Origin of the sequence: Kitasatospora sp. NPDC051984 (assembly GCF_044593455.1) — a bacterium.
Taxonomy (GTDB): domain Bacteria; phylum Actinomycetota; class Actinomycetes; order Streptomycetales; family Streptomycetaceae; genus Kitasatospora.
In genome coordinates, this window is record NZ_JBIUCB010000006.1 from 111,738 (window position 1) to 138,077 (window position 26,340).

23 protein-coding genes, 1 tRNA gene and 1 pseudogene are annotated in these 26,340 nt (G+C 72.7%); 16 read left to right on the plus strand and 9 right to left on the minus strand.

Going from position 1 to position 26,340, the window contains the following annotated elements; all coding sequences use genetic code 11:
- From ACIHEI_RS14135 to ACIHEI_RS14195, 13 genes and pseudogenes are all read left to right on the plus strand, one after another.
- Positions 1–339: pseudogene (locus tag ACIHEI_RS14135) on the plus strand (hypothetical protein); the annotation flags it as partial.
- Positions 336–1,295 carry an NADH-quinone oxidoreductase subunit NuoH gene (gene nuoH / locus ACIHEI_RS14140; protein WP_392949593.1) on the plus strand — a complete coding sequence of 320 codons (960 nt, stop codon included), beginning with the start codon at positions 336–338 and terminating at the stop codon, positions 1,293–1,295. The pseudogene ACIHEI_RS14135 and the gene nuoH, both read left to right, overlap by 4 nt.
- Positions 1,295–1,864: a NuoI/complex I 23 kDa subunit family protein gene (locus ACIHEI_RS14145; RefSeq protein WP_387644317.1), complete on the plus strand. Its 570-nt coding sequence runs from the start codon at positions 1,295–1,297 to the stop codon at positions 1,862–1,864. The genes nuoH and ACIHEI_RS14145 overlap by 1 nt, the downstream gene beginning before the upstream one ends.
- Positions 1,861–2,478: an NADH-quinone oxidoreductase subunit J gene (locus ACIHEI_RS14150; protein WP_387644319.1), complete on the plus strand. Its 618-nt coding sequence runs from the start codon at positions 1,861–1,863 to the stop codon at positions 2,476–2,478. The genes ACIHEI_RS14145 and ACIHEI_RS14150 overlap by 4 nt, the downstream gene beginning before the upstream one ends.
- 2 nt (positions 2,479–2,480) lie before the next feature.
- Positions 2,481–2,849 carry an NADH-quinone oxidoreductase subunit NuoK gene (gene nuoK / locus ACIHEI_RS14155; protein ID WP_387644322.1) on the plus strand — a complete coding sequence of 123 codons (369 nt, stop codon included), beginning with the start codon at positions 2,481–2,483 and terminating at the stop codon, positions 2,847–2,849.
- Positions 2,846–4,810 (plus strand): NADH-quinone oxidoreductase subunit L, encoded by a 1,965-nt coding sequence (locus ACIHEI_RS14160; RefSeq protein WP_396606810.1) that lies wholly within the window; start codon positions 2,846–2,848, stop codon positions 4,808–4,810. Before nuoK ends, ACIHEI_RS14160 begins: the two co-directional genes overlap by 4 nt.
- A 43-nt stretch (positions 4,811–4,853) precedes the next feature.
- Positions 4,854–6,380, plus strand: coding sequence for a NuoM family protein (locus ACIHEI_RS14165; RefSeq protein ID WP_387865918.1), 1,527 nt, complete (start codon positions 4,854–4,856; stop codon positions 6,378–6,380).
- A 32-nt stretch (positions 6,381–6,412) separates the two neighbouring features.
- Positions 6,413–7,915, plus strand: coding sequence for an NADH-quinone oxidoreductase subunit N (locus ACIHEI_RS14170; protein WP_396606961.1), 1,503 nt, complete (start codon positions 6,413–6,415; stop codon positions 7,913–7,915).
- A 105-nt stretch (positions 7,916–8,020) separates the two neighbouring features.
- Positions 8,021–8,878, plus strand: a complete 858-nt coding sequence (gene htpX / locus ACIHEI_RS14175; protein ID WP_387865921.1) for a zinc metalloprotease HtpX — start codon at positions 8,021–8,023, stop codon at positions 8,876–8,878.
- A gap of 127 nt (positions 8,879–9,005) precedes the next feature.
- Positions 9,006–10,721: a cytochrome c oxidase subunit I gene (gene ctaD / locus ACIHEI_RS14180; protein ID WP_396606962.1), complete on the plus strand. Its 1,716-nt coding sequence runs from the start codon at positions 9,006–9,008 to the stop codon at positions 10,719–10,721.
- A gap of 105 nt (positions 10,722–10,826) precedes the next feature.
- Complete coding sequence (locus tag ACIHEI_RS14185; RefSeq protein ID WP_392949581.1) at positions 10,827–11,243, plus strand: SHOCT domain-containing protein; 417 nt, start codon at positions 10,827–10,829, stop codon at positions 11,241–11,243.
- A gap of 132 nt (positions 11,244–11,375) precedes the next feature.
- A complete protein-coding gene (locus ACIHEI_RS14190; protein ID WP_392949578.1) occupies positions 11,376–11,777 on the plus strand; it encodes a YccF domain-containing protein in 402 nt (133 codons plus the stop codon).
- A gap of 77 nt (positions 11,778–11,854) precedes the next feature.
- The gene (locus tag ACIHEI_RS14195; RefSeq protein WP_396606811.1) at positions 11,855–12,625 is read left to right on the plus strand and encodes a phosphotransferase; all 771 of its coding nucleotides are present in this window, start codon (positions 11,855–11,857) and stop codon (positions 12,623–12,625) included.
- On the opposite strand, the gene mug is transcribed toward ACIHEI_RS14195, so the two are convergent.
- Positions 12,611–13,183, minus strand: coding sequence for a G/U mismatch-specific DNA glycosylase (gene mug / locus ACIHEI_RS14200; RefSeq protein ID WP_392949573.1), 573 nt, complete (start codon positions 13,181–13,183; stop codon positions 12,611–12,613). The genes ACIHEI_RS14195 and mug overlap by 15 nt on opposite strands.
- 127 nt (positions 13,184–13,310) lie before the next feature.
- Between mug and ACIHEI_RS14205 the strand changes: the two genes are divergently transcribed.
- Both ACIHEI_RS14205 and ACIHEI_RS14210 read left to right on the plus strand, forming a co-directional pair.
- Positions 13,311–13,766, plus strand: coding sequence for a hypothetical protein (locus ACIHEI_RS14205; protein ID WP_396606812.1), 456 nt, complete (start codon positions 13,311–13,313; stop codon positions 13,764–13,766).
- Between the two features lie 103 nt (positions 13,767–13,869).
- The gene (locus tag ACIHEI_RS14210; protein WP_396606813.1) at positions 13,870–17,091 is read left to right on the plus strand and encodes a BTAD domain-containing putative transcriptional regulator; all 3,222 of its coding nucleotides are present in this window, start codon (positions 13,870–13,872) and stop codon (positions 17,089–17,091) included.
- Positions 17,092–17,187: 96 nt separating this feature from the next.
- Here ACIHEI_RS14210 and ACIHEI_RS14215 read toward each other — a convergent pair whose 3' ends face one another.
- The 3 genes from ACIHEI_RS14215 to ACIHEI_RS14225 all read right to left on the minus strand — a co-directional run bounded on the left by ACIHEI_RS14215 (position 17,188) and on the right by ACIHEI_RS14225 (position 20,911).
- Positions 17,188–18,729 carry an alpha/beta hydrolase gene (locus ACIHEI_RS14215; protein WP_396606814.1) on the minus strand — a complete coding sequence of 514 codons (1,542 nt, stop codon included), beginning with the start codon at positions 18,727–18,729 and terminating at the stop codon, positions 17,188–17,190.
- A gap of 237 nt (positions 18,730–18,966) precedes the next feature.
- Complete coding sequence (locus tag ACIHEI_RS14220) at positions 18,967–19,629, minus strand: hypothetical protein (protein ID WP_396606815.1); 663 nt, start codon at positions 19,627–19,629, stop codon at positions 18,967–18,969.
- Positions 19,630–20,422: 793 nt separating this feature from the next.
- Positions 20,423–20,911, minus strand: a complete 489-nt coding sequence (locus tag ACIHEI_RS14225; RefSeq protein ID WP_387644368.1) for a YajQ family cyclic di-GMP-binding protein — start codon at positions 20,909–20,911, stop codon at positions 20,423–20,425.
- A gap of 215 nt (positions 20,912–21,126) precedes the next feature.
- Here ACIHEI_RS14225 and ACIHEI_RS14230 point away from each other — a divergent pair.
- A tRNA-Tyr gene (locus ACIHEI_RS14230) sits at positions 21,127–21,207 on the plus strand.
- Positions 21,208–21,380: 173 nt separating this feature from the next.
- Here the strand turns inward: ACIHEI_RS14230 and ACIHEI_RS14235 are convergent.
- From ACIHEI_RS14235 to ACIHEI_RS14255, 5 genes are all read right to left on the minus strand, one after another.
- Positions 21,381–22,760 carry a tyrosine-type recombinase/integrase gene (locus ACIHEI_RS14235; protein ID WP_396606816.1) on the minus strand — a complete coding sequence of 460 codons (1,380 nt, stop codon included), beginning with the start codon at positions 22,758–22,760 and terminating at the stop codon, positions 21,381–21,383.
- Complete coding sequence (locus tag ACIHEI_RS14240; RefSeq protein WP_396606817.1) at positions 22,760–22,945, minus strand: helix-turn-helix transcriptional regulator; 186 nt, start codon at positions 22,943–22,945, stop codon at positions 22,760–22,762. Before ACIHEI_RS14240 ends, ACIHEI_RS14235 begins: the two co-directional genes overlap by 1 nt.
- Positions 22,946–23,202: 257 nt before the next feature.
- Positions 23,203–25,197, minus strand: a complete 1,995-nt coding sequence (locus ACIHEI_RS14245) for a DUF3987 domain-containing protein (RefSeq protein ID WP_396606818.1) — start codon at positions 25,195–25,197, stop codon at positions 23,203–23,205.
- A 78-nt stretch (positions 25,198–25,275) separates the two neighbouring features.
- Positions 25,276–25,632 carry a hypothetical protein gene (locus ACIHEI_RS14250; protein ID WP_396606819.1) on the minus strand — a complete coding sequence of 119 codons (357 nt, stop codon included), beginning with the start codon at positions 25,630–25,632 and terminating at the stop codon, positions 25,276–25,278.
- Entirely contained in the window at positions 25,629–26,222 is a 594-nt protein-coding gene (locus ACIHEI_RS14255; protein ID WP_396606820.1) for a hypothetical protein, read from the minus strand. The genes ACIHEI_RS14250 and ACIHEI_RS14255 overlap by 4 nt, the downstream gene beginning before the upstream one ends.
- Positions 26,223–26,340 lie beyond the last annotated feature (118 nt).

Genomic DNA, 26,340 nt, shown 5'->3' on the forward strand with positions numbered 1-26,340 from the left:
ACCGGGCCCGCGAAGCCTGCGGCCGTGCAGCCCGGACCCGCGAGGTCCGCCGACGCGAAGCCTGAGGCCGCGAAGGCGGCCGAGGTGCAGCCGGAGGCCGGGCAGGCCGAGCCTGCGGCCGCTGAGCCTGCGAAGCCTGCGGCCGCGCAGCCCGGGCCCGCGAGGTCCGCCGACGCGAAGCCTGAGCCCGCGAAGCCCGAGCCCGCGAAGGCCGCCGAGGTGCAGCCGGAGGCCGGGCACCCCGAGCCCCCCGCGCAGCCCGAGCCTGAGCCCGAGTCCGAGCAGTCCGAATCCGACCAGCAACCCGAACAGCCCGAGCAGAACGGAGACGGCGCGTGAACCTCCTCGACACGCTGCTGCGCTGCGTCGGCGCGCTGGTGGTGTTCCTGGTGCTGCCGCTGGTGGTCGGTCAGGCCGAGCACAAGGTGATGGCGCACATGCAGGGCCGGCTGGGCCCGATGTACGCGGGTGGGTTCCACGGCTGGGCGCAGCTGGTCGCCGACGGCGTGAAGTTCGCGCAGAAGGAGGACATCGTCCCGGCCGACGCGGACCGGCGGATCTTCCGGCTGGCGCCGGCGGTCGCGCTGCTGCCGTACCTGCTGGTGCTGCTGGTGATCCCGATCGGCCCGAACGGGCTGGTCGGGCAGGCGGTGGACGCGGGCATCTTCTTCGTGCTGGCGGTCATGGGCATCGGCGTGCTGGGTTCGCTGATGGGCGGCTGGGCGTCGGCGAACAAGTTCTCGCTGCTGGGTGCGTTGCGTACGGCCGCGCAGCTGATGTCGTACGAGCTGCCGATGCTGCTCGCGGCGGCGTCGGTGGCGATGGCGGCGGGTACCGTGTCGCTGCCGGGGATCGTGGACGCCTTCCACTGGTGGTGGGTGCCGTGGCAGCTGATCGGTGCGTTCGTGTTCTTCACGGCGGGCCTGGCGGAGCTTCAGCGTCCGCCGTTCGACATGCCGGTGGCCGATTCGGAGATCATCTTCGGCGCGTACACCGAGTACACCGGTCTGCGTTTCGCGCTGTTCCTGCTCTCCGAGTACGCGGGCATCGTGGTGCTCTGCGGACTGACCACGGTGCTGTTCTTCGGTGGTTGGCACGGCCCGTTCTCCGACAGCCTGGGCTGGCTGTGGACGCTGGTGAAGACCTTCGCGCTGGCGTTCGTGGTGCTCTGGCTGCGGGTCACCTACCCGCGGCTGCGCGAGGACCAGCTGATGCGCTTCGCGTGGACGGTGCTGATCCCGCTGGCCCTGGCTCAGCTCGCCCTCACCGGCATCGTCAAGGTGGCGATCTCCTGATGAAGTTTCCCGGCTCCGGCCTGGCCAAGGGCCTGGCCGTCACCATGCGCACGATGACGCGCAGGACCGTCACGGCGCAGTACCCCGACGTGCAGCCCGATCTGCCGCCGCGTTCGCGCGGGGTGATCGCGCTGCTGGAGGAGAACTGCACGGTCTGCATGCTGTGCGCCCGCGAGTGCCCGGACTGGTGCATCTACATCGACTCCCACAAGGAGACGCTGCCCGCCGCCGACCCGAACGCCCGCGCCCGCACCCGCAACGTGCTGGACCGCTTCGCCATCGACTTCTCGCTCTGCATGTACTGCGGTATCTGCATCGAGGTGTGCCCGTTCGACGCGCTGTTCTGGTCCCCGGAGTTCGAGTACGCGGAGACCGACATCCGTGAGCTCACCCACGAGCGCGACCGGCTGCGCGAGTGGATGTGGACCGTCCCTCCGCCGCCCGCGCACGACGCCGCGGCGGAGGAGCCCAAGGAGATCGCCATGGCCCGCAAGGCCGCCGACAAGCTGGCCGCGGCCGCTGCCGCCGCCGAAGCCGCTGCCGCCGCCGAGGAGGGTGAGCAGAGTTGAGCACCCTGCTGGCCGCGGCGGGCTCGCTGGAGCCCGCCGCGCGCTCGTACCTCTCGCCGACCGGGCAGGAAATAGTCTTCCTGCTGGTCGGTGTGCTGGTGCTCGGCGCGGCCGTCGTCTCGGTGACCACCCGCCAGCTGGTGCACGCCGCGCTGTGGCTGGTGGTCGCGCTGGGCGGGCTGGCGGTCGAGTTCCTGCTGCTGACGGCCGAGTTCGTGGCCTGGGTGCAGGTGCTGGTGTACCTGGGCTCGGTGGTCGTGCTGGTGCTGTTCGGCCTGATGCTGACCCGCGCCCCGATCGGCCGCTCCCCGGACGCCGACTCCGGCAACCGCCCGGCGGCGCTGGCCGTCGGCGTGGCCTCCGCCGCGACCCTGGTGACGCTGGTGGTGGACGCGTTCCGCTCGTCCTGGATCGAGCTGTCAGGACCGGTCGGCACCACCCGGCTCACCGGCGAGTTCCTGTTCTCGCACTGGGTGCTGCCGTTCGAGGCGCTCTCGGTGCTGCTGCTGGCCGCCCTGGTCGGCGCGATCGTGCTGTCCCGCGGCAAGGGCGACCGGCCGAAGCCGCGGCCCGGGAACCTGCGCACCGCCCTGACGAAGACGAAGGAGCGCTGAGCGTGCACCTCGCCTACCCGGCCGTCCTCGCCGTGCTGCTGTTCAGCGTCGGCGTGTACGGCGTGCTCGCCCGGCGCAACGTCGTCCTGGTGCTGATGTCGGTCGAGCTGATGCTCAACGCCGTCAACCTCAACCTGGTCGCCTTCGACGTCTGGCTGCGCGACACCCTGCACGCCGGCCAGGCGCTCACCCTGTTCACCATCACCGTCGCCGCCGCCGAGATCGGCCTCGGCCTGGCCATCGTGCTGCTGGTGTACCGCACCCGCGGCACCGCCGCCGTCGACCGGGTCACCGCGCTCGGCGACCGCCACGAGGCGGACGCCCTGGCCGACGATACGGCCGACGACGCGAAGGAGCAGGCCGCCGCATGAACCTCGCGCTGCCGATTCTCGTCCCCGTCCTGCCCGCGCTCGGCGCCGCCGCCGGCCTGGCCACCGGACGCCGCTACCCCGCCCTGGCCCGCCCGCTCGCGGTGCTGCCGGTCGCGGTGTCCGCCGTGCTCGCCCTGGTGGTGGCCCTCCAGCTGGGCACCGGCGCCACCCTGGACGCCGCCACCCGGCTCGCCCCCACCGGCGGCCCGGAGATCTCGCTGGCCCTGCACCTGGACGGCTTCAGCTCGCTGATCTCGGTGCTGGTCGGCCTGGTCGCCACGTGCGTGCAGATCTACTCCACCGCCTACCTGAAGGACGACCCGCGCTACCCGTCGTACGCGGCGCTGGTCTCGCTGTTCACCGCGGCGATGTTCCTGGTCGTCTACTCGGGCGACCTGATCGTGCTGCTGGTCGGCTGGGAAGTGATGGGCATCTGCTCGTACTTCCTGATCGGCCACCACTGGGAGACCGCCGACGCCCGGGCCGCCTCGCTGAAGGCCTTCCTGGTCACCAAGCTCGGCGACGTGCCGTTCCTGTTCGGCCTGTTCCTGCTCGGCGCGGACGCCGGGAGCTTCCGGATCAGCGAGGTGCTGAAGGCCGCCGGCAGCGGACAGCTGCACCACCCCACGCTGATCGCGCTGCTGCTGCTGGCCGGCGTGGCCGGCAAGAGCGCCCAGTTCCCGCTGCACACCTGGCTCCCGGACGCGATGGCCGGCCCGACGCCGGTGTCCGCGCTGATCCACGCCGCCACCATGGTCGCGGCCGGCGTCTACCTGGTGGCCCGGCTGCTGCCGGTGTTCCTGCAGTCCTCCGCCGCGCTGGTGGTGCTGGCCGTGATGGCCGCCGTCACCATGATCGGCTCCGCGCTGTGCGCACTCGCCCAGGACGACCTGAAGCGCGTGCTCGCCTACTCGACGGTCGGCCAGCTCGGCTACATGACCGGCGCGCTGGCCTCCGGCGACCGGCAGGCCGCGGTGTTCCACCTGGTCTCGCACGGCGCGTTCAAGGCCCTGCTGTTCCTGGGCGCCGGCGTGGTCATCCACGCCGCGCACACCAACTCGCTCAGCGCGATGGCCCGGATGGACGGCCTGCGCCACCGCATCCCCGACGCCTGGTGGACCATGGGCGTCGGCCTGGTCGCCCTGGTCGGCCTGCCGCCGTTCGCCGGCTTCTTCTCCAAGGAGTCGGTGCTCACCGCCGCCGAGCACGCCGCCCACGGCGAGGCCCTCACCGGCAACCTCGGCCCCGCGTCCGCCGTACCCACCGCCGTCGGCTGGACGGTGCTGGTGGCCGGCCTGCTCACCGCGCTGCTCACCGCCGCCTACGCCGCCCGGCTGTGGCTGGCCGTCTTCTACGGCCGCTCGACGGACGGCACGAGCCTCGCCCCCCAGCCCGGCGCCCCGTACTCCCCGGAGGTCGACGAGGCCGACCCGGCGCACGCCGAACCGGCCGCGATGCGCCTGGTCCTGTGGGTCCTGGCGGTGCCCGCGCTGGCCTTCGGCGTGACCGGGCTGCGCACCGACTGGCTGCCCGCGCTGCTCGACGGCGAATCGCTGCGCCCGTCCCTCGCCACCGGCGTGCTCGGCACCGGCATCGCCGTCGCGGGCCTGCTGATCGGCTGGGCCGCCTGGCGCACCGTCACCGCCCGCACCGCCGCCGGACAGCCCGCCGGCGACCCCGGACGCCTGCTGCTCGGCCCGCTGTACCGGCCCGCCCAGCACGGCTTCGGCGTCGACCGGCTGTACAGCACGCTGTTCGTCCGGCCCACCGAGGCCGCCGCCAAGCTGGTCCGGTTCCTGGACCGTGCCGTCGTGGAGACCTACGTCCGCGGCGCGGGCGCCGCGCCCGGCTGGCTCGGCCGCGCCGTGCGCTTCACCCAGACCGGCAACGCCCAGGGCTACCTGAGCGCGCTGCTCGCCGGGGTCGTCCTGCTCGTCGTCCTGGTGGCGGTGGGATCGTGACGCACCCCCAGTCCTTCAATACGGCACGTCCTAGGAGCCACCGATGAACGCGGTCCTCATCGCCCTCCTGGTGCTGCCGCTGCTCGGCGCCGCCCTGATGCTCGCCCCGATCGGCGACAAGCGGGCACTGCGCCTGGGCACCACCCTCACCGGTGCCACGCTGCTGCTGGCGATCGCCCTCGCCGCCGGCTTCGACCACGGCGCGCCGAGCCGGATGCAGGCCGTCACCGACGTCGCCTGGATCCCCGCGCTGGACGTGCGCCTGCACCTCGGCGTGGACGGCATCTCGCTGCCGCTGCTGGTGCTCACCGCGCTGCTCACCTTCCTGTGCGCCGTGTACTCGGTGAAGAAGCTCCCCGCCGGCCCCGGCGGCCGCGCCTTCACCGGGCTGCTGCTCCTGCTTGAGACCGGCATGCTGGCCACCTTCGCGGTGCTCGACCTGGTGCTGTTCTTCCTGGCCTTCGAGATCGTGCTGATCCCGATGTACTTCCTGATCTCCCGCTGGGGCAGCGGGCAGAAGGTCCGGGCCGCCAACCGGTTCATCCTCTACACCCTGCTCGGCTCCGCCGTGATGCTGCTCGGCTTCCTGCTGATCGGCGTCAAGGCCGGCACCTTCGACATGGTGAAGCTCGCCGACGCGCACGGCGCCGGCCTGTCCCACACCACCCAGCTGATCGCCGCGCTGGCGATCCTGGTCGGCCTGGCCGTGAAGGCCCCGGCCTGGCCGCTGCACTCCTGGCTGCCCGACGCGCACACCGCCGCGCCGACCGCCGGCTCGGTGCTGCTGGCCGGCGTGCTGCTGAAGATGGGCACCTACGGCATGGTCCGGGTGCTGCTGCCGATCGTCCCCGACGGCACCGCCACCTACGCCCCGTACCTGGGCGCGTTCGCCGCCGTCGGCATCGTCTACGGTTCGCTGGCCTGCCTGGCGCTGTCCCGGACCGGAGCCAAGGGCGACCTGAAGCGGCTGATCGCGTACTCCTCGGTCGGCCACATGGGATTCGTGCTGCTCGGCATCGCCTCGCTCACCCCGACCGGCGTGAACGGCGCGCTGTTCGCCAACATCGCGCACGGCCTGATCACCGGCCTGCTGTTCTTCCTGGTCGGCGCCGTCAAGGACCGCTACGGCACCGCCGACCTGGACACCCTCGCCGGGGCCACCGGCGCCGCGCTGTACGGCCGCGCCCCCCGGATCGGCGGGCTGCTGGCGTTCGCCGCCGTCGCCAGCCTCGGCCTGCCCGGCCTGGCCGGCTTCTGGGGCGAACTGCTCGCCATGTACGGCGCGTTCGACCCGGCCGCGGGCCTGTCGCGGCCCGCCTTCGTCACCTACATGGTGCTGGCCGGCCTCGGCACCCTGCTGACCGCCGCCTACCTGCTGGTCGTGGTCCGGCGGGTCTGCATGGGCGACCCGAAGCAGCCCGCCCCGGTCGCCGACCTGCCCGACCTGCAGGGCTACGAGGCTGCCAGCTGGACGCCGCTCGCCGCGCTCACCCTGGTGGCGGGCCTGTGGCCGGCGCTGCTGCTCGGCCTCTCCGACCCGGCCGTCAAGCACCTCCTCGGGAGCGGCTGATGACCACCACTTACGACCTGGGGCAGCCCGTCATGACTCCGCTCGCCGTCGCCGACCCGGGCGGCCTGATCCAGTCCGTCGACTGGGTGGCCGTCGCGCCGCCGCTGATCGCCGCGCTCGCCGCCCTCGCCGTGCTGGTCACCGACCTGTTCCTGCCCCCGGCCCGCAAGCGCCTGCTCGGGTGGCTGAGCGCCGCTGGCCTGCTCGCCGCGCTGGCCATGCTGCTGCCGCTGGTGCTCGGCGACACCCGCTCCACCTTCTGCTTCACCAGCGGTGGCTGCTCCTACACCGCCGACCACTTCGCGCTGGCCTTCCAGTTGCTGGTCCTCGGCGGCGCGCTGCTCACGGTGCTGCTCTCCCTGCACACCGTCGACGAGGAGAAGCTCCCCGGCGGCGAGTACTGGTTCCTGCTCCTCTCCTCCGCCTGCGGCGCGGCCCTGCTGCCCGCCGCCCGCGACCTCGCCACCCTGGTGATCGCCCTGGAGGTCGCCACCCTGCCCGCGTTCGCCCTGGTCGCGCTGCGCCGGGACGGCCGGGGCGCGGAGAGCGCGCTCAAGTTCTTCCTCTCCTCCGTCACCGCGACCGCCGTGATGCTGCTCGGCGTCAGCTTCGTCTACGCGGCTGCCGGAACGATCCAGCTCCAGGGCATCGCCGACGGCCTGGCGCACGCCCCCGCCCAGCTGAAGCCGCTGGCCGAGGCCGGCGCGGTGCTCACCCTGGTCGGCTTCGCGTTCAAGACCGCCGCCGTCCCGTTCCACTTCTGGGTCCCGGACACCTACGTCGGCGCGCCGCTCCCGGTGGCCGGCTACCTGTCGGTGGTCGGCAAGGCCGCGGGCCTCTCCGGCCTGGCGCTGGTGACGACGCTGGCGTTCCGCCCGTACGGCCACACCTGGGGCCTGGTGCTGGCGGTGCTGGCCGCGCTGACCATGACGGTCGGCAACGCGGCGGCGCTGCGCCAGCGCGCCGACACCCCGTACGGCGCGGTGCGGCTGCTCGCCTGGTCCTCGGTCGGTCAGGCCGGCTACCTGCTGGTGCCGCTGGCCGCCGCCGGGTACGCGGACTCCGCCGAGCCGCTGGGTGCGACGGTGGCGTACGCGCTGATTTACGGCCTGGTGAACCTGGGCGCGTTCGGTGTGGTCGCGCTGGTCGGCGGCTCGGGCCGGCTGGAGTCGTTCCGCGGTCTGGCCGGACGCAACCGCTGGGCGGCGTTCGCGATGGCGTTCTTCCTGCTCTGCCTGGCCGGTCTGCCGCCGGGCGTGGTCGGCCTGTTCGGCAAGGTCGTGGTGTTCCGGTCGGCCGTGGACGCGGGCCTGGGCTGGCTGGCCGTGGTGATGGCGGTGAACGTGGTGATCGCGCTCGCCTACTACCTGAAGTGGACCGCCCTGCTGTTCGCCCCGTCCACCGAGCAGGTTGTCGCGCCGCGCCGCGTTCCGGCCTCGCTGGCCACCGCGCTCGGCCTCGCGGCGAGCGCCGCCGTGGTGCTGTCGGTGGCCCCGCAACTGGTGCTTCAGGTGGTGTCGGGCAGCCTGTTCTGACCTGTGGTCGAATGCCGAAGGGAACGATCGGGCCAGCTCGGCGCGTTGATCCCGGCAGAAGGAAGCTGCTCCACCCGCTTCCCCGGCACCACAGGAGGGCCCGCAGTGCACCGCCACCACAACGGATTGCGGACGGCCGTCCTGCTCGGCGGCCTGTCCGCACTGATCCTGATCATCGGCAGTTTCTTCGGCCGCACCGGCCTGCTGGTGGCGCTGCTGATCGCGCTCGGCACCAACGCCTACGCGTACTGGAACAGCGACAAGCTGGCGCTGCGCGCGATGCGGGCCCGGCCGGTCAGCGAGATCGAGGCCCCGCAGCTGTACCGGATCGTCCGTGAACTCTCCACCGCCGCCCGGCAGCCGATGCCCCGGCTGTACATCTCGCCCACGCCGGCGCCGAATGCTTTCGCCACCGGCCGCAACCCGCGCAACGCGGCGGTCTGCTGCACCGACGGCATCCTCCAGCTGCTGGACGAGCGCGAGCTGCGCGGGGTGCTCGGCCACGAGCTCAGCCACGTCTACAACCGGGACATCCTGATCTCCTCGGTGGCCGGCGCGCTGGCCTCGGTGGTGATGTTCCTGGTCAACTTCGCCTGGCTGATCCCGTTCGGCCGCTCCGACGACGACGAGGGCCCGGGCCTGTTCGGCATGCTGCTGATCATGATCCTGGGGCCGATCGCGGCGAGCCTGATCCAACTGGCCGTCAGCCGCTCCCGCGAGTACCAGGCGGACGCCGACGGAGCCCGGATCACCGGCGACCCGCTCGCCCTGGCCAGCGCGCTGCGCAAGCTGGAGGCCGGCACCCAGCGCCTCCCGCTGCCGCCCGAGCCGCAGTTGCAGACCGCCAGCCACATGATGATCGCCAACCCGTTCCGGCCCGGGGAGGTCGGCGCGAAGCTGTTCTCCACCCACCCGCCGATGCGCGAGCGGATCGACCGCCTGGAGCGGATGGCAGGGCGCTGACGAGGCTGGGCTCCCGCGGCTGACTCCTTCGGGCGACGGCCCGGCGAGCGTCCGTCCGGGCGATCGGCCCCGCTGGTAGTGCTGGACGCACTCCCAGACCCGAGGCCGGAGGTGCGGTGCGGTGACGATGCTGCCGAGCGATACCGAACTGGGCGTGACCGGCCCGCCTGTCGAGCGGGCACCGCGCCGCCGCTTCGGCCGGGCCACCCGTCCGCACCGGGGCCGCCGGTTGGTGACGTGGCTGACCACCACCGACCACAAGCAGATCGGCACCCTCTACCTGGTCACCTCGTTCGCGTTCTTCCTGGTCGGCGGGGTGATGGCGCTGCTGATGCGGGCCGAGCTGGCCCGGCCGGGGACGCAGCTCCTCTCGAACGAGCAGTTCAACCAGCTGTTCACCATCCACGGCACGATCATGCTGCTGATGTTCGCCACCCCGCTGTTCGCGGGCTTCGCGAACTGGTTCATGCCGATCCAGATCGGCGCCCCCGACGTCGCCTTCCCCCGGCTGAACGCCTTCGCGTACTGGCTGTACCTGTTCGGCTCGCTGATCGTGATGGCCGGGTTCGTCACCCCGGGCGGTGCGGCGGACTTCGGCTGGTTCGCCTACGCGCCGCTGAACTCCGCGGTGCACTCGCCGAACATCGGCGCCGACATGTGGATCATGGGCCTGGCGTTCTCCGGCTTCGGCACCATTCTCGGCTCGGTCAACTTCATCGCCACGATCGCCTGCCTGCGGGCGCCGGGGATGACCATGTTCCGGATGCCGATCCTGGTCTGGAACGTGCTGCTGACCGCCGTGCTGGTCCTGATGGCCTTTCCGGTGCTGGCCGCCGCGCTGCTCTGCCTGGAGGCCGACCGCAAGTTCGGCGCGCACGTCTTCGACCCGGCGAACGGCGGGGCGATCCTCTGGCAGCACCTGTTCTGGTTCTTCGGCCACCCCGAGGTGTACATCATCGCGCTGCCGTTCTTCGGCATCGTCTCGGAGATCATCCCGGTGTTCAGCCGCAAGCCGATGTTCGGATATTCGGGCCTGATCGCCGCCACCATCGCGATCGCCGGCCTGTCGATCACCGTCTGGGCGCACCACATGTTCGTCACCGGGCAGGTGCTGCTGCCGTTCTTCTCCTTCATGACCCTGCTGATCGCCGTCCCGACCGGAGTGAAGTTCTTCAACTGGATCGGCACCATGTGGCGCGGCTCGCTGTCCTTCGAGACGCCGATGCTCTGGTCGATCGGCTTCCTGGTGACCTTCCTGTTCGGCGGCCTGACCGGCGTGCTGCTGGCCTCCCCGCCGATCGACTTCCACGTCTCCGACAGCTACTTCGTCGTCGCGCACTTCCACTACGTGGTGTTCGGCACGGTGGTGTTCGCGATGTTCGCGGGCTTCTACTTCTGGTGGCCGAAGATGACCGGCCGGATGCTCGACGAACGGCTCGGGAAGATCCACTTCTGGACGCTGTTCGTCGGCTTCCACACCACCTTCCTGGTCCAGCACTGGCTCGGCGCCGAGGGCATGCCGCGCCGCTACGCCGACTACCTGGCCTCGGACGGGTTCACCACCCTGAACACCGTCTCCACCATCGGCTCGTTCCTGCTCGGCCTGTCCACTCTGCCGTTCCTGTACAACGTCTGGCGGACGGCCGGGCACGCGCCGCGAGTGGCCACGGACGACCCGTGGGGCTACGGCCGCTCGCTGGAGTGGACCACCCCCTGCCCGCCGCCGCGCCACAACTTCGTCACCCTGCCGCGGGTCCGCTCCGAATCCCCGGCGTTCGATCTCCACCACCCCGACATCGCCGAGCTCGACCGCCTGCAGAACAACCCGGACCGGGTCCCCTGACGCCCGACATGCGATGCCCGTTTCACGGTGATACGAATCGTTTCGTCCCTGTGCCGTGCGAGGCGTGGGGGCGTTCCGTCTGACTGTGCGCGGGATCGGAGCGTCATGGACTATCCGTTGCTCAACATCTTCTGGACGATGCTGGAGCTGTTCCTCTGGATCCTCTGGTTCTTCCTGCTGTTCAAGATCATCGGGGATATCTTCCGCAGCCAGGACATGGGCGGCGGCGCCAAGGCCGGCTGGACGGTGCTGGTGATCCTGCTGCCCTTCCTCGGCGTCCTGATCTACCTGATCGTCCGCGGCGGCTCCATGCACGAACGCGACCTCGCCCAGGCCCAACAGGCCGACGCCGCCTTCCAGGACTACATCCGCCGCGCCGCCGGCACCGCCCCGGCCTCCGGCACTGCCGAGGGCGGCTCGAAGGGGCACGTGGACGATCTGCACAGGCTGGCCGACCTGAAGAACAGCGGCGCGATCACCGACGAGGAGTACCAGCGGGCCAAGGACAAACTGCTCGCCTGACACCCCGGCCCGTGCAGGAAGGCCCGTCCCCCGGGGCGGGCCTTCCGCCTGTCCCGGCCGCATCGTCACACCCCTGCCACAACGGCGCCGCACCGGCTCCCCAGCCGGGCCAGGGCGTGGGACGCTGGAGGCATGAAGCTGGTCAACTTCCTGCTCAACGTCATCTGGCTGCTGTTCTGCGGCCTGTGGATGGCGATCGGGTACGCCCTCGCCGGGATCATCTGCTTCGTCCTGATCGTCACCATCCCGTTCGGCATCGCGTCCTTCCGGCTGGCCGGCTTCATGCTGTGGCCGTTCGGCCGGACCACCGTGGTGCGGCCCGACGTCGGCGCGCCATCCTGCGTGGGGAACGTGATCTGGCTGGTGTTCGCCGGGTGGTGGCTGGCGCTCGGTCACATCGTCACCTCGATCCCGCTGTTCCTGTCGGTCATCGGCATCCCGTTCGGCTGGGCGAACCTCAAGATGGTGCCGATCTCGCTCACCCCGCTCGGCCGCGAGGTGGTCAGCTCCGACCACGGGTTCGGCGCGCGCTGACCGGAAAAGCGGTTGGCGGCCGCCCGGGGCCGGGGTAGAAACGTCCGGTCCTTGACGGCTGACGGAGGAGCGGGCGCGTGGCGGACAGCGAGATCCTGGCCGGTGGCGTCAACCAGGTGGAGCGGGTCGGGGAGCGGGTGCTGCGGCCGACCGGGCCGTGGTCGCCGGCCGTGCACGGGCTGCTCGGGCACCTGCGGACGAACGGGTTCACCGCGGCGCCCCGGTTCCACGGGCTGACGGCCGACGGACGGGAGATCCTCGACTTCCTGCCCGGCGAGGTCTCCGACTACCCGGCCACACCCGCCGCCGCCTCCCGCACCGCGCTGCTCACCGCGGCCCGGGTGCTGCGCGCCTACCACGACGCCACCGCCGGCTACGCGGCCGACGGCTGGATGCTGCCCGCCCGCGAGCCCGCCGAGGTGATCTGCCACGGCGACTACGCCCCGCACAACTGCGTGCTGGACGGCGAACGGGTGGTCGGCGTCATCGACTTCGACACCGCGCATCCCGGCCCCCGGCTGTGGGACGTCGCGTACGCGGTCTACCGATGGGCCCCCACCACCGCGCCCGGGAACGCCGACGGGTTCGGCACGCCCGACGAACAGGCCGCCCGGGCCAGGGAGTTCTGCGACGCGTACGGGCTGGACGCGGCCGGGCGGGCCGGGCTGGTGGACGCCGTCGAGGCCCGGCTGCACGCACTGGTCGGCCACATGCGGGCCGAGGCCGCCGCCGGCAGCGCCGCGTTCGCCTCGCACCTGGCCGACGGGCACCACCTGATGTACCTGTCGGACGCCGCGTACGTGGTGCGCGAACGCGAGCGCTTCGAGCGGGCGCTACTGGGCGGTTGACGCCTCCAGGTGCTCGCGCAGGGTGCGGAACTCGGCGGCGATCCCGTCCAGCGTGTAGTGCGCGTTCAGCCCGCTCGGGTTCGGCAGCAGCCAGACCTCGGTGTCGCCGATGGTCTCCGGCTGCCGGCCCACCGCCGCCTTCGGCCGTCCGAACGCGGCGCGGTACGCGCCGATGCCGAGCACCGCCAGCGCGCGCGGCCGCAGGCGGAGCACCCGGGCGGCCAGCGCCTCGCCGCCCGCTCGGTACTCCGCGGGGGTCAGTTCGGCGGCCTTCGCGGTGGTCCGGGCCACCACGTTGGTGATGCCCAGCCCGAGCGCGAGCAGTTCGTCCTGTTCCTCGGGCCCCAACTGCCGCGGGGTGAAGCCGGACCGGTGCAGGGCCGGCCAGAAACGGTTGCCGGGGCGGGCGAAGTGGTGGCCGGTGGCGCCCGACCACAGGCCCGGGTTGATGCCGCAGAACAGCACCCTCAGGCCCGGCGCGGCGACGTCGGGGATGGTGGTGTCCTGGGCGGCGGCGAGCTGTTCGGCGGTCGGGCGGGGCGGGGGAGTGCGGGTCACCCGGACCACTCTGCCGCACCCCGTCGGCGGGTGGGGGTACTTGATCGGTGCATGTCCGGTATATCCGATGGATAGCCAGTTCGATTGTTTTCCAGACCTGATGACTTTTCGGGCGGAGAATGGGGAGGTGCCATACGAACTGAACGCCCTGATCGCCACCGATGAGCTGATCACCGTCGTGGCGGCCGAGCTCCCGATCGCGCGGGTCGCCCGCCTGCCCCACGGGCTGGCGCTCATCCCGATGACGGACGAACTCCACCACGCGCTCCAGCAGCCGTCCACCGCGCCCGACTACGACTTCAAGCGATTCCCCTCCGGATTCGCGATGCGGATCGCGGGCTGGTCCAAGGCCGCGCCGATCGCCTTCGCCGAGATCGACGCCGAGCACCCCACCGGCCGGCGCGCCGCCCTCTGGTACGACGGCCGCATCACCCTCGGCCCGCTCACCCCCGCCGACGGCGCCCCGCTCGCCCGCATCCTCCACGACCTCGGCGCACCCGCCACCGGCCTGCAGGAGCTCGCCGACGCCCTCGACGCCCTCTGCCGCGCCACGCCCGAGAACCCCGCCCCGCCCGGGAACTGACCCGGCGTCCGACCCCTGCCCCGCCGTGCGGCGCCCGACCGGACGGCGCGAGAATGATCACCGGCGATCGGACGGACGGGGAGCTGGCAAGGTGCGGATCAACGTGCTGGGACCGCTCCACGTGGTGCCCGACGACGGGCCGGCGCCGGGACTCGGCGGAACCCGGCTGCGGCTGCTGCTGATCCGGCTGTCCCTCGACCCCGGGCGGGTGGTCACCCGCGAACGGCTGGTCGACGACCTCTGGGGCGACACCCCGCCCGACGAACCGGCCGGCGCCGTGCAGTCACTGGTCTCCCGGCTGCGCCGCACCCTCGGCCCGGACCGCACCGCCATCGGCTCGCACCCCGCCGGATACCTGCTCGACCTGCCCCGCGGCCACGTCGACGCCTGGGACTTCGAACAGCGCGCCGCCACCGGCCGGGCCGCCCTCGCCGCAGGCGAACCCGCCCGCGCCGCCGACGAGTTGAGCCGCGCCCTGGAACTCTGGCGCGGCGCACCGTTCGCCGACGCCGAAGCCGCCGGATTCGCCGCCGCCCCCGCCGCCCGGCTCGCCGAACTGCGGCTCGCCGCCACCGAGGACCGCGCCGACGCCCTGCTCGCCCTCTGCCGGGCCGACACCCTGCCCCGGCTGGTCGCCGAACTCACCGCACAGCGCGTCGCCCACCCGCTGCGCGAACGGACCGCCGCCCGGCTGATCCGCGCCCTGCACGCCAACGGCCAGGGCGCCGACGCGCTGGAGGTTTTCGACCGCACCCGGCAGGCGCTGGCCGAAGAGCTCGGCACCGACCCGTCCGACGAACTGCGCGACGCCCACCTGCACGTCCTGGCAGGCACCCGGCCGCCCGCTCCGCGCCCCGCCCCGGCGGGCCGCCCCGCGCCGGTGGGCCGCCCCGCGCTGCCCGGCCCGCTCACCGCGCTGATCGGCCGCGACGCCGACCTGGTGGCCGTCCGGGACCGGCTGCGCCGCTCCCGCCTGGTGACCCTCACCGGACCGGGCGGCGTCGGCAAGACCCGCCTCGCCCTCGCCGCCACCACGGGGGTCGCGGCGGACGTCCGGCTCGCCGAACTCGCCGGCGCCGAAGGCCCCGACGGGCCCGCCCGGGCCGTACTGGCCGCGCTGCGCCCCGCCGACGCCGGGGCGCTCACCGGCGGCCTCCCCACCGGCGAGCAGCCCGGCGACCCGCTGGAACGGATCGTCCGCGCCCTGGACGGCCGCGACGTCCTGCTCGTCCTCGACAACTGCGAACACCTGATCGCGGACGCCGCCCACCTCGCCCACCGCCTGCTGGCGGCCGCCCCCCGGCTCACCGTGCTCGCCACCAGCCGCGAACCCCTCGGCGTCCCCGGCGAGACACTCTGGCCGGTGCCGCCGCTCGCCGTCCCCGAACCCGGCAGCACCCCGGAGCAGGCCCTCGCCCACCCCGCCGTCGCCCTGTTCGCCGAACGAGCGGCCGCCGCCCGGCCCGGATTCGCCCTCGACCAGGACACCGTCGAACCGGTGGTCCGGATCTGCCGGGAACTCGACGGCCTCCCGCTGGCCCTCGAACTCGCCGCCGCCCGGCTCCGCGCCCTCACCCCCGACCGGATCGCGGCCCGCCTGCACGACCGCCTCCGCCTGCTCGACCGCGGCCCGCGCACCGCCCCCGACCGGCACCGCACCCTGCGCGCCGTCATCGACTGGAGCTGGGACCTGCTCGACCCCGACGAACGCGTCCTGCTGCGCCGGCTCTCCGTCTTCGCCGCCGGAGCCGTCCTCCACGACGCCCACACCGTCTGCGCCGCGCACTGGCCCACCGGACCGGACCCCGACCCCACTGCCGTCGAGGACCTGCTGACCGCACTCGCCGACAAGTCCCTGCTGGTGAGCGCCGGTTCGGAGACCGGGCCGCCGCGCTACCGCCTGCTGGAGACCGTCCGCGCCTACGCCGCCGAACGTCTCGCCGAGGCCGGCGAACACGACCGCACCGCCGCCGCCCACCTGCGCTGCTTCCTCGACCTCGCCGAAGACGCCGAACCCCTGCTGCGGACCGACCGCCAACTCGACCGACTCGCCCGGCTCGACGCCGAACAGGACAACCTCGACGCCGCACTCCGCCGCGCCGTCGCCGCCGGCCCGCCCGACCACGCCCTCCGGCTGGCGGCCGCCCGCGCCTGGCCCTGGCTGATGCGCGGCCGCGCCCACGAAGCCGGCGAACGGACCGTGGCCGTACTCGCCGCCCACGGCGCAACGCCGCCGCCCGGCCTGGAACAGCAGCACGCCCGGTGCGTGATCCTCGCCCAACTCACCGCCCCGCTAAGGGAATCCGGGACGCCTCCGGCGCCCGAGGCCTTCGGTGCGGCACTCGCCACCGCCCGGCACGCCGACCACCCCGTCGCCCTCGCCGCTGCCCTGCTGCTCGCCCTTGCCGGGCCGCCGGACGCGCTCGCCGCAACCGCGCGGGAGTACCGCGAACACCCCGACGCGTGGACCCGGTCCACCGCCCAACTGGTGCTCGGACGCGTTGAGTTGAGCGCCGGCCGGATCGACCCCGCCGAGGCCTGCCTGCGCACCGCCGTCGACGGTTTCCGCACCCTCGGCGACCGCTGGGGCCACGCCATGGCCCTGGTCACGCTGGCCGCGCTGCTGGCGGTCACCGGCGCCGCCGACGAAGCGCTCGGCGCACTCGACGAAGCCGCAGTCCTGGACGCCGAGACCGGCGGCCCCGGCGAAGCGCCACTGACCCTGCTGCTGTCCGGCCGCCTCCGCGCCCGCAACGGCGACCCCGCCGCCGCCCGGGCCGACCTCGAACGCGCCCGCGCCGCCGCCGAACACGCCCGCGACCCGCACCTGGCAGCCGCCGCCCACTACGCACTCGGCGAACTCGCCCGCCGCACCGGCGACTTGACCACCGCCCTGACCACCCAACGAGCCACCCTGCACCGACTCGAACAACTCCCCGCGACCGGCCCCACCCACCTCCACCTGCTCGCCCTCCTGCACACCAGCCTGGCCCGCACCCACCAGCGCCTCGCCGACCCGGCCACCGCCGCCCTCATGCACCGGCGCGCACTCGAACTCGCCACCACCAGCCAGGACCGCCCCGTCCGCGCCGACGTCCTGGAAGGCTGCGCCGAACACCACCTCGCCCTCGCCGCCCCCACCCGCGCCACCACCACCCTCGCCGCCGCCTACGCCCTCCGCGGCGGCCACGACGCCGGCGACCCCGAACTCCGCACCGTCCTGGACGCCTGCGCCACCGCCCTCGGGGACACCGCCTTCCGGGCCGCCTGGGACGCCGGGCTGAACCTCACCGACCCGGAGGCGGCGGCGCTGGACGGCGACTGAGGGCGGGACGAGAGGGGCGGCCCGGCTCGGAGCGGGGCGCCGAACGCCGCCACCGCTCTCACCGTTCTCGCCGGCCTCACTTGGGCCGACGGCCGCTCAGCCCTGCTCGAACGGCCCCCGGTTCGGCGCGCACACCGTCCCCGCCGCCGGCAGGGTGCCGTCCACCAGGTAGCGGGCCTCGTGCCGGGCCGCGCAGTCGCTCGGGTTGGCCAGCACGGTGTGGCCGAAGCCGTTCACCGTCAGCAGGGTGGCCCGGTCGAGCGAGCGGGCCAGTGCGCGCGAACCCTCGTACGGCATCGCGGGGTCGCCGGTGTTCGCCACCACCAGGACCGGCCGGGCCGTCCGGCGGTTCCACGGGCCGTCGTACCGGTCGCGGTCCGGGGCAGACCAGCCGGTGCAGCGCTCGTCCGTCCAGGCGAACCACGGGCCGAGCGCACCCGACCTGGCCCGGGCCAGCGCCGCCGTCCTCGCCGGGTCGGCGGTGGCCGACGGGGCGGCGCTGTCCGCGCACACCACCGCCAGCGCCTGGTCCGGCGACGGGTGGACAGCGGGCGGCAGCGGCCCGGTGGGCGCGTCGGTCGCCGCCCACAGCGTCTGGAGCTTCGTGCCGAGCTGCGCCCAGCCGGTGCCGGGGATGCCGGGGACGGGCGCCGCGGCGTACAAGTGGATGATCGTCGTCTCCACCGCCACGGCCTCGGTGAACGTGGTGTCGCCGAGCACCGCCGGCCGGGCGCGCAGTCGGGTCAGCAGTTCGTCGTACCGGGCCCGGGTGGCGGCGGCCGTCCCGGCGGAGAACGCGCACCCGGCGGGGCCGGCCTGGCCGCAGTCGTCGAGGAAGGCGTCCAGCACCCGGGCGGCGGCGACGTCGCTGCGATTGCGCAGCAGCGGGCCCATGGTGGCGGCCTGCCCGTCGCGCCCGGTGGACCAGGCCACCGGGTCGGGGCCGCTGTCCAGCACCATGGCGCGCACCCGGTCGGGGAACAGGTTGGCGTACGTGGCACCCAGGTAGCTGCCGTACGAGGTGCCCAGGTAGCTGAGGTCCCGGTCACCCACGGCCCGGCGGAGCAGGTCCAGGTCCCGGGCGGTGTTCGCGGTCGACAGGTGCGACACCAGAGGCCGGGACGCGCACTGCCGGCCCAGCTGCCGGTACGCGTCCACCCAGGCCCGCTGCTGCTCGGGGCCCTCCGGGTAGCCGACGGCGGTGCCGGACAGCAGCGCCTGCTCGTCCGCCGGGTTGTCGAAGCACTGGACGGGCGCGCTGCCGCCGCTGCCGCGCGGGTCGAAGCTGACGATGTCGAAGCGCTCCCGCACCTCCTCCGGGAACCGGTCGAGCACCAGCGGCAGCGCCATCGTGCCGGGCACGGCCGGTCCGCCCGGGTTGTAGAACAGCGACCCGATCCGGTGTGCCGGATCGCCCGCCGGATGCCGGATGACGGCCAGGTCGAGCCCGGCCCCGCGCGGATCCCGGTAGTCCACCGGCACCCGGGCGGTCGCGCACTCGAAACCCTCCGCGCACGCCGCCCACGCCAACCGCGGCACCGTCGCCGCCACCGCCTCGGCCGGAGCCGTCGCCCCCAACAGCGCGGCCACCGCGGCCCCCGCCCCCAACCGCCACGCAACACGCCCACGACGAGCCATCCGAACGTCCTCCCTCCGCCGACCGGCCGGTCGCCCACGCCCCTCGGTCGCAGCGTCCCGCCCAGCACCCGGAACGCTCCCGCACCCCGCTGCCGAACCACTGGCAGATCGCTGGCACGCCCGCCCGCCCGAGCCGGACCGCGGCAATCCGGTCGGTGAGCCCCCGGGAGCCGACCGGCTCGCCGCACGGCCGCTGCACAAGACCGCCATGGGCGCGCTGGACGGAGTGTTCTCGGTCTACTGCCCGTCGTATCGGACGACGACGCCGTTGAGTTCCTTCGCGACCTGGCCGGCGAGGTCGTAGTCGCAGAGATTGACCGACCAGTTCGCGGCTGTGACCAGGGCCGCAGGCACTCCGCGGTAGGCGGTGGCGGTGCGCAGCGCCTTGTCCCGGTCGGCGTCGCGGCCGTAGAGCTGCAGGGTTGCGCAATTGGGGGTGCGGCCGATCCTGCTTCCGGTCCGGCAGGTCAGGGACCCGGCGGTTCCCGGCTTCTGCTCCTCGCATCCGACGGCGGAGTCGAGGGCCGCGGCGAGTTGTTCGACGTCGGCGAATCGGGGGGACGGCGGGATCGATGGCAGCGGGTGGTCGGGGATCTCCTGCTCGTCGCCGGGGAGCACGACGCCACCGAGTGCCTGGGCGATTTGCGGCGCGTAGGCAGGGTTGACGACGTTGATGCGCCAGTTCCCGGCGGCGACGAAGGTCTGGTGGAACGCTGTGCGTCCGGCTGCGATCGCGTCCCCGATGTCGTCGCGGGTGTAGCGGTCCGGGTCGAATACGTCCACGACGTACTCGAAACTGTTGCCGTTGAGGGTCGCGGCGCAGTCGACCCGCGAGTCCCCGTTCAGGGTGTTGCGCAGCGTGACGCTGCACGAGATGCCTGCCTCGGCGAGAGCATCCACGACGGCATCCGCGCTGGTGAACTGAGGCGCAGTTGGCACATTCGAGGGCATGGGGACGCGTGGCGGCGGCCCGCCGCTTCCACAGGAGACCAGGGAAGCGGCGGACAGCAGCACGACCAGCGTGCAGGCGAGGGCGGGTCGGCGCATCAGGCGCTCAGCCCGCCGGTGGTACGGGAGCCGGGCCGGGGCTCGGTGCTGGCAAGCCAGGCGCCGGCGTGGGTGTGGTGCCCGGCGGCAAGAGGGCCGGTGGGCGGGGTTGGTCCGGGGGCAGCGGCGCGGTGCCGCGTCCGCTGGTGCTCACTCCCGGACCGGCGTAGATCGGGTTCACGTTGACGTTGTGGTCGCTGGGGGTTTGGGCCGCGAGTTCGTCAAGGGCCTTGCGCCGCGCCATCCGTGATGCGCGCTGCCGGCGGTCTCTGCGTGGTCCAGCATGAATCCCCGGCGGCTGTCCGTGCTGGCCTCCTGCATGGAGACCGCTATTCGGTGCACGCTTTCCGGATCGATGTCGATGTCGGCCCGCAAGTCATCCCCCCGTGGTGACTCATTGTCCAGCGATCTTGACATTCCGTAGGACGCGCCTGTCTCGTCGGCGGTTCCTGGGGGGTGGGGATCTCCGGACCGCGGGCCACGCATCCCTGGAGCGCGACTTGCCGGGGGGCTCTGGGGTGGCAGGGTCAGGAGTGGTCCCGCGATGGCGTGGAGGGCGCATCAAGTGGCGCTGATCGATGGTGCCTTCAGCTTGTGCCCTTGATACGCCCTCCCGTGCCGGAGTGCCGGCCCTACCGCCGTTGCGTCAGCGGTAGTTGACGAACTGCAGCGCGAACTCCAGGTCCTTGCCCTTCAGCAGGGTCTGCACGGCCTGCAGGTCGTCGCGCGACTTCGAGGTGACCCGCAGCTCGTCGCCCTGGACCTGGGCCTTGACGCCCTTGGGGCCCTCGTCGCGGATGATCTTCGCCACCTTCTTGGCATCCTCGGTGGTGATGCCCTCCTTGATGTCGGCGAAGATCTTGTACTCCTTGCCGGACAGGTGCGGCTCCGCCGCGTCCAGCGCCTTCAGCGACAGTCCGCGCTTCACGAACTTGGTCTGCAGCACGTCCAGGATCGCCCGGACCCGCTCCTCGCCGTTGGCCTTCATCTCGATCTTCTCGCCGGTCCGCTTGATCTCGGCGCCCACGTTCTTGAAGTCGAAGCGGGTGGCGATCTCGCGGGAGGTCTGGTTGATCGCGTTGTCGACCTCCTGCCACTCGACCTTCGAGACGATGTCGAAACTGGAGTCGGCCATGGGTGTTGGTCTCCTTGAACTACTGGCTGCACGGTCTGCGCCACCCGCCACTGGCGGGCGACGCCCCAGCCTATCCAGCCCCCCGCGCACCCGCCCGCAACAGCTCGCGTCCTGACCTTGATCATCATGTGACGAAACGAGTGGCAGACCACCCCCCAACATCGGGTATCGTTTACGACGTCGAACGGGGCAGTGCTCCGCGAGACACCATCCCTGGCTGGTTGCCCGAGCGGCCAAAGGGAGCAGACTGTAAATCTGTCGCGCAAGCTACGCAGGTTCGAACCCTGCACCAGCCACTGGATAGTGAAACAGCCCCCGATCTGCGGAAACGCAGACCGGGGGCTTTTTCGTTGTACTCGAACACAGGTCACGTCGGATGGTCGTTTTGGGTGGTTTGTCTCACCTGGTTTCGCCTGGATCCCAGTCCTGACCAGCATTTACGGACCAGGGGCGGACCAGACTTTCGGCTCTACGGGGAGGGCCGCCGCTGGAGCCGCTCGGTGATGAGCCGGTTCGCGTGATCCTCGTCACCGTGGATGCACTTTGCGTAGACCCGGAGCAGGACGGCGATGCTGTGCCCTGCCCTGCGGGCGCACTCGGCCGGCGAGACGCGGGAAGCCAGCCAGAGCGAGATCCCGGCGTGCCGGGCGTCGTACGGGCGCTTGGCGAGCGGGGTGGCCTGCTCCTCCTCGCTCAGCACCTGGGCCCGGGCGGCGGCCCAGACGACGCCGTACCCGCTCTCCTGCACCATGCCGTTCCGGAAGGTCCGGAACAGGCGGCCGTCGGGTGCGGTGCCGTACTGCTCGATGTGCTGCCGCAGCAGCGCCACCAGCTCGGGCGGAATCGGCACCGGCCGCGTGGCCTTCTCCGGTCGGTGCTTCAGGCCCCGGGGGTCATGGGAGGCGCCCGTGTCCGTCCAGGACGACCCGACGCGGGGGCTGTTGCCGTTGAGGTTCAGCTTCCCCCAGCCGTCGGCCGGCAGGACGCACCGGTCCTTGCGCAGGTGGACCACCTCGCCGGGCCGCATGCCCGCGTAGTACATGCACGCGAAGAACGCCACCAGCCGCGGGCCGCGTCGCCCCTGCCGGCCGACCGCTTCCAGCATCGCGGCGGCCTGCTCGGGGCTCATCACGTACTCCGGGTCGACTTCCTCCTCGGTCCGGGGCGGCTGCCACTGCACCGACGGCAGCGGGTTGGCGGTCAACAGGCCGTCCTCGACGGCGCGGCCCAGGACGTGGTTCAGGATCCGGCGCTTCCGGAGCGTGGTCGAGGCGGCGGCCTTGGTGCCGTCGAGCTTCACCGAGAGGGCGGCGAGCAGGCGGCGGACCATCTTCGGGTCCGCCAGCTCGGACACGTCCACGGAGTTGCGCGCCACCCAGGTCAGGGCCTTGGCGACGTCCGCCGGCGGCTCATCGGTCCAGCGGTTCACGTTGAAGGCCCAGGCGTACAGCGCGCGGCGCACGAGCAGCTTGTTCGGCATGCCGGTCTTGCTCTTGACCAGCTCGAACGTGACGCTGGCCAGGGCGTCCGCCCACGTCGTCCGGGTCTTGGCCGGGGCGCCGTCCCACCGGGCCTCGACGTAGTTCCGGCCGTGCTGGTACCAGGTGACGGCGTTCTGCTCCTCCTGGCGCTTGCGGAGCTCCGCGAGCGGGAGGCCGGTCTCCGTGTCGAACGGCTGGTGGGAAGCCGCCGCGACGAGCAGTTCGGCCTTCCGGCCGTCCGCCTGGGTCTTCGTGAGGTAGGACTCCGAGAACTCCCGGCCGTTCACCGTCCACCGGACCATCCAGGGCTTGCGGCGGTCGGGGCGGTGGCGGTGGTCCCAGAACGTGACCTTGTAGGAGGTCGGCATCAGGCGGCCACCTCGCACGCGGCGAGCCACGCGTTCAGGTCGGCCCGGTCGATTCGGACCTGCTTGTTGGGCAGCTTGATGATTCGCGGCGCCTTGCCGCGGGCGCGCATTCGGTAGAAGGCGGCGCGGGACATGCCGAGTTCGGCGAGCACGGCGGGGAGCTTGAGCAGTTCGCGCTTGGGCATGGCGAAGTCTCCTGCTGTGGGTACGGATGGTGGTTGCTGTGCGTCACGGCCCCTGTGTGTGGACGGAGGTTGGGGCCGGAAAGTGTCAGGGATGTCAGGGAAAATCGCTGACCTGCTGTTTTGGCTCCTGGCTGGGCGTCAGGGATTGTCAGGGATGTCAGGGAAATTCGGCTTTTCCCTGACATCCCTGACGTTCCCTGACAGGCGGTCAGGGGGAGTTTTTGCTGGTCGGGGATTTCCCCTGACACCCCTGACGGTTACGGGGCGTCCGTGGTGTCCACGGTGTCCGCGAGGGCGGGGTGGATACGGAACGTGACGGCGGGCTGGCGGCCCCGGCGGCCGTCGGCCGGGGGCTGGTCGGTGCGGAGGTAGCCGTGCTGTTCGAGCAGGTGCAGGGCGGGTTCGACGTCGGCGACCTTCTTGAAGCGGCGGCTGCTGGCGACGGCGTCGTGGGCCTTGATGTGGGTGCGGTGGGTGCCGTCCTGCTTCGGCCGCTGGAGCCACTGGAGGATCGCGTGGGCGTCCTCGGTGGCGGGGTCGGCGGCGATGAGGTCGAAGACGGCGAGGGTGTGGGCGGTGTAGTAGTCGGCGATTTCGGCGGCGCGTTCGACGGTGACGGCGCCGAGTTCGCCCCGCCACGAGCCCTGGTCCTGGTCGGAGGCGATGCGGTCGGCGAGGTGGAGCAGGACGGCGATGCGGGCGATGTGGCCGACCAACTTGCCGGCCCAGTCCCGGATGTGGGCGAGCGGCTGATCGGGGCGGAGCTGGACCTCGACCCGTTCCTGGAGCTTTTCGATGGCGAGGTCGGCGGCCTGGTCCATGACGACGGTGACCGGCTCGGCGAGGTCGGTCATGGCGCGGAGCAGGCGGGTGAGGTTGCGGTCGTAGGCGTTGGCCACGGCCTCGGGGATCGGCGTGGTGCGGATCTTGCGGTAGCCGAGGTTGGAGGGCGGCAGCGAGTAGAGGAAGCGGGCGAGCAGGCCGCGGTCGCGGGCGCCGGGGGCGGCGCCGAGTTCCTGGAGGACGGCGGGCTGCGGGGTGACGCCGATGGTGAGCGCCGGCCGGTCGGTCGTGGGCTGCTCGCGGGTGATGCGGTCGGTCTGGAGCCGCTCGCCCTTGTGGGCCTGGAGGAACACGCCGAGGTTGGGCTTGCTGCTGTAGCGGCCGGCGATGCTGTCGAACAGGTCGCCCTCGGGGGAGAGGGCGGCGAGGCAGCGGTGCACGCCGAGGTGGTGGGTGACGGTCTCGGGGGTGATGTCCCCGGACAGGGTGAGGCGCGGGTTGGGCGGGACCTCGATCTCCTCGGCGATCATCTTGGCGGCGGAGATCTCCGCGACGAGTTGGGCGCGGTCACCGTCGGGGTTCTTGCGGGCCTTGGCCATCAGGGCCTCGACCTCGGCGAGGGCGGCGTCCCGGGTGGTCTCGGCCTCGATGATCCGGGAGCGGGCCTCGGCCTGGAGTTCGGCCTCGATCTTGTAGACGGGGCCGGTGGTTAGGCCGAACACGTCGCTCTTGCGGCTGGCCGGGGGCATCGCGCAGACCAGGTAGAGGTTGGACTGCTCGCACCAGCCGGGCCGGATCTGGACGCCCACCCGGCCGCCGGCGGCGGTGGACAGCGCGGCCAGTGCCATGGTGGCGGCCATGTCGGGCGGGGTCTGGGTGAACTCGGCGACCGCGTCGACGTAGGCGGCGACCCACTTGGGCAGGGCCTTGACGGGGAAGGTCGGCAGGCCGGTGTGGGAGCCGAGCGGGACGGGGTCGAGCCAGGTGTCGCCGGCGGCGAGGTCGGCGAGCACGGAGAGGGCGGCGGCGCGGACGGCGTCCAGGTCGGTCTCGCCGTCGCCGGCGAGGTGGGCGAGGCGGCTGGTGGTGGTGCCGATCCGGCGGCGCTCGGCGGCGACCCGTACGACCTCGGCGTAGTAGTCGCCGTTGGCGGCGGTGGGGGTGGCCTCGATGCAGGTGTGCAGGTAGCCGGGCCCGCCGACGCGGCCCAGGTCGCCCTGGGCACGCAGGACGCCGGTCAGCAGCAGCGGGTCCACCGGCCGCTCGCCACCGGCCATGCGGGTGATGGCGCGCCAGATCGTCTCGTGCGCGGGGTGGTAGAAGACGCCGGGGTCGCCGAGCTGGACGGCGAGGGCGGGGATCTGGGCGGGGTCGAGCAGGGCGGAGCCGATGACGGCCTGCTCGGCCGCCTTCACCTCGGCGGGCTCGGGCCGGAACGGGATCACGTTCGGGGCGAACTCGGTGGTCAACGGGGGGCTCCCTTCGTGCGGAGCGGAGGCGGCCCGCACCAGTCGTAGGTGCCGGGGCGGGCCGCAGGTGGAGGGAAGTCAGAGATCGAAGAGGGCGTCCGGCGCGGCCGGGGCGACGGCCCGGGCGGCCCTGCGGGCGGCGGCGAGCGCGCTGTCGTGGCAGGTGGGGCACCAGGCGGCGAGGGCCTGCTTGGGCAGGGCGGCGACGCGGTGCGGGGGTAGCAGCAGATTGGCCGGGTTGGCGGGGGCGGCGAGGAGGCGGACGGTACCGCCGCCGTGGTGCTGCTGGTAGCCGTCGTGCTCGCGTCCGCACCGTCCGGCGTTCTTGGCGTGGGACTTCCCGCACGCGCCGCGGCACTGGCACCGGCCGGCTGCCGCGGCGATGACGGCCTGCCACAGGCCGGTGTCGGCGAGCGGCGGGATCCGGGTGCTCACGACCCGGCCCTGGCAGTGAGGTCGTTCACCAGGTGGGCGTGGGCGTTCGCCCAGATCACCAGTGCGGCGACGGCGTTCTTGGCCTGGGCGGTCATCTCGTAGCCCGGCACCGTGGCGGTCGGGGTGACGAGGACGTGGGCGGGGACGGGCAGCAGCACGGTGGCGGTGGCCAGCAGGGCACACCGGCCGGTGGGGCGGGGCTCGGTGAGGGCGGTGAAGCCGTCGGCGGTGGCCCACACGTCGCGCTGCCAGTCGGTGAGGCGGTGGTCGGCCCGGGCCACGAGGTGGTGGTGCCGCAGGGGGACGTCGATGCGGAGCGCGACCTGGTCCATGTCCTCGCCGTAGGGGGTGAGGGTGATGTTGTGCAGGTCGGGGCGGTGGCGGACGTAGCCGGGCGACATGACCGGGGCGGTGGCGATCCGCCAGACCGCGAACGCGAACTCCTGGGCGCTGAGCGGCTCGCCGTCGTCGTGGAGCCGGTGCGCGTTGAGAGCGAGGTAGGAGCCGAAGCGGGAGTTGCCGTCGGAGGCGTCGCGCCGGTCGGCGACGTCGTCGGTGATAGCGAGCGTGGAGCGGGTGAAGTCGGGCATGCTGTGTCCTGGTTCGTCTCGTGTGGACTGGGGCCCCGCAACAGCCGTTTTCATCTGCCAGGATTCGGCGGCTGTTGTGGGGTTTTGTGGTTCCGGGGTCGGACTGTCCGTCCCCCGC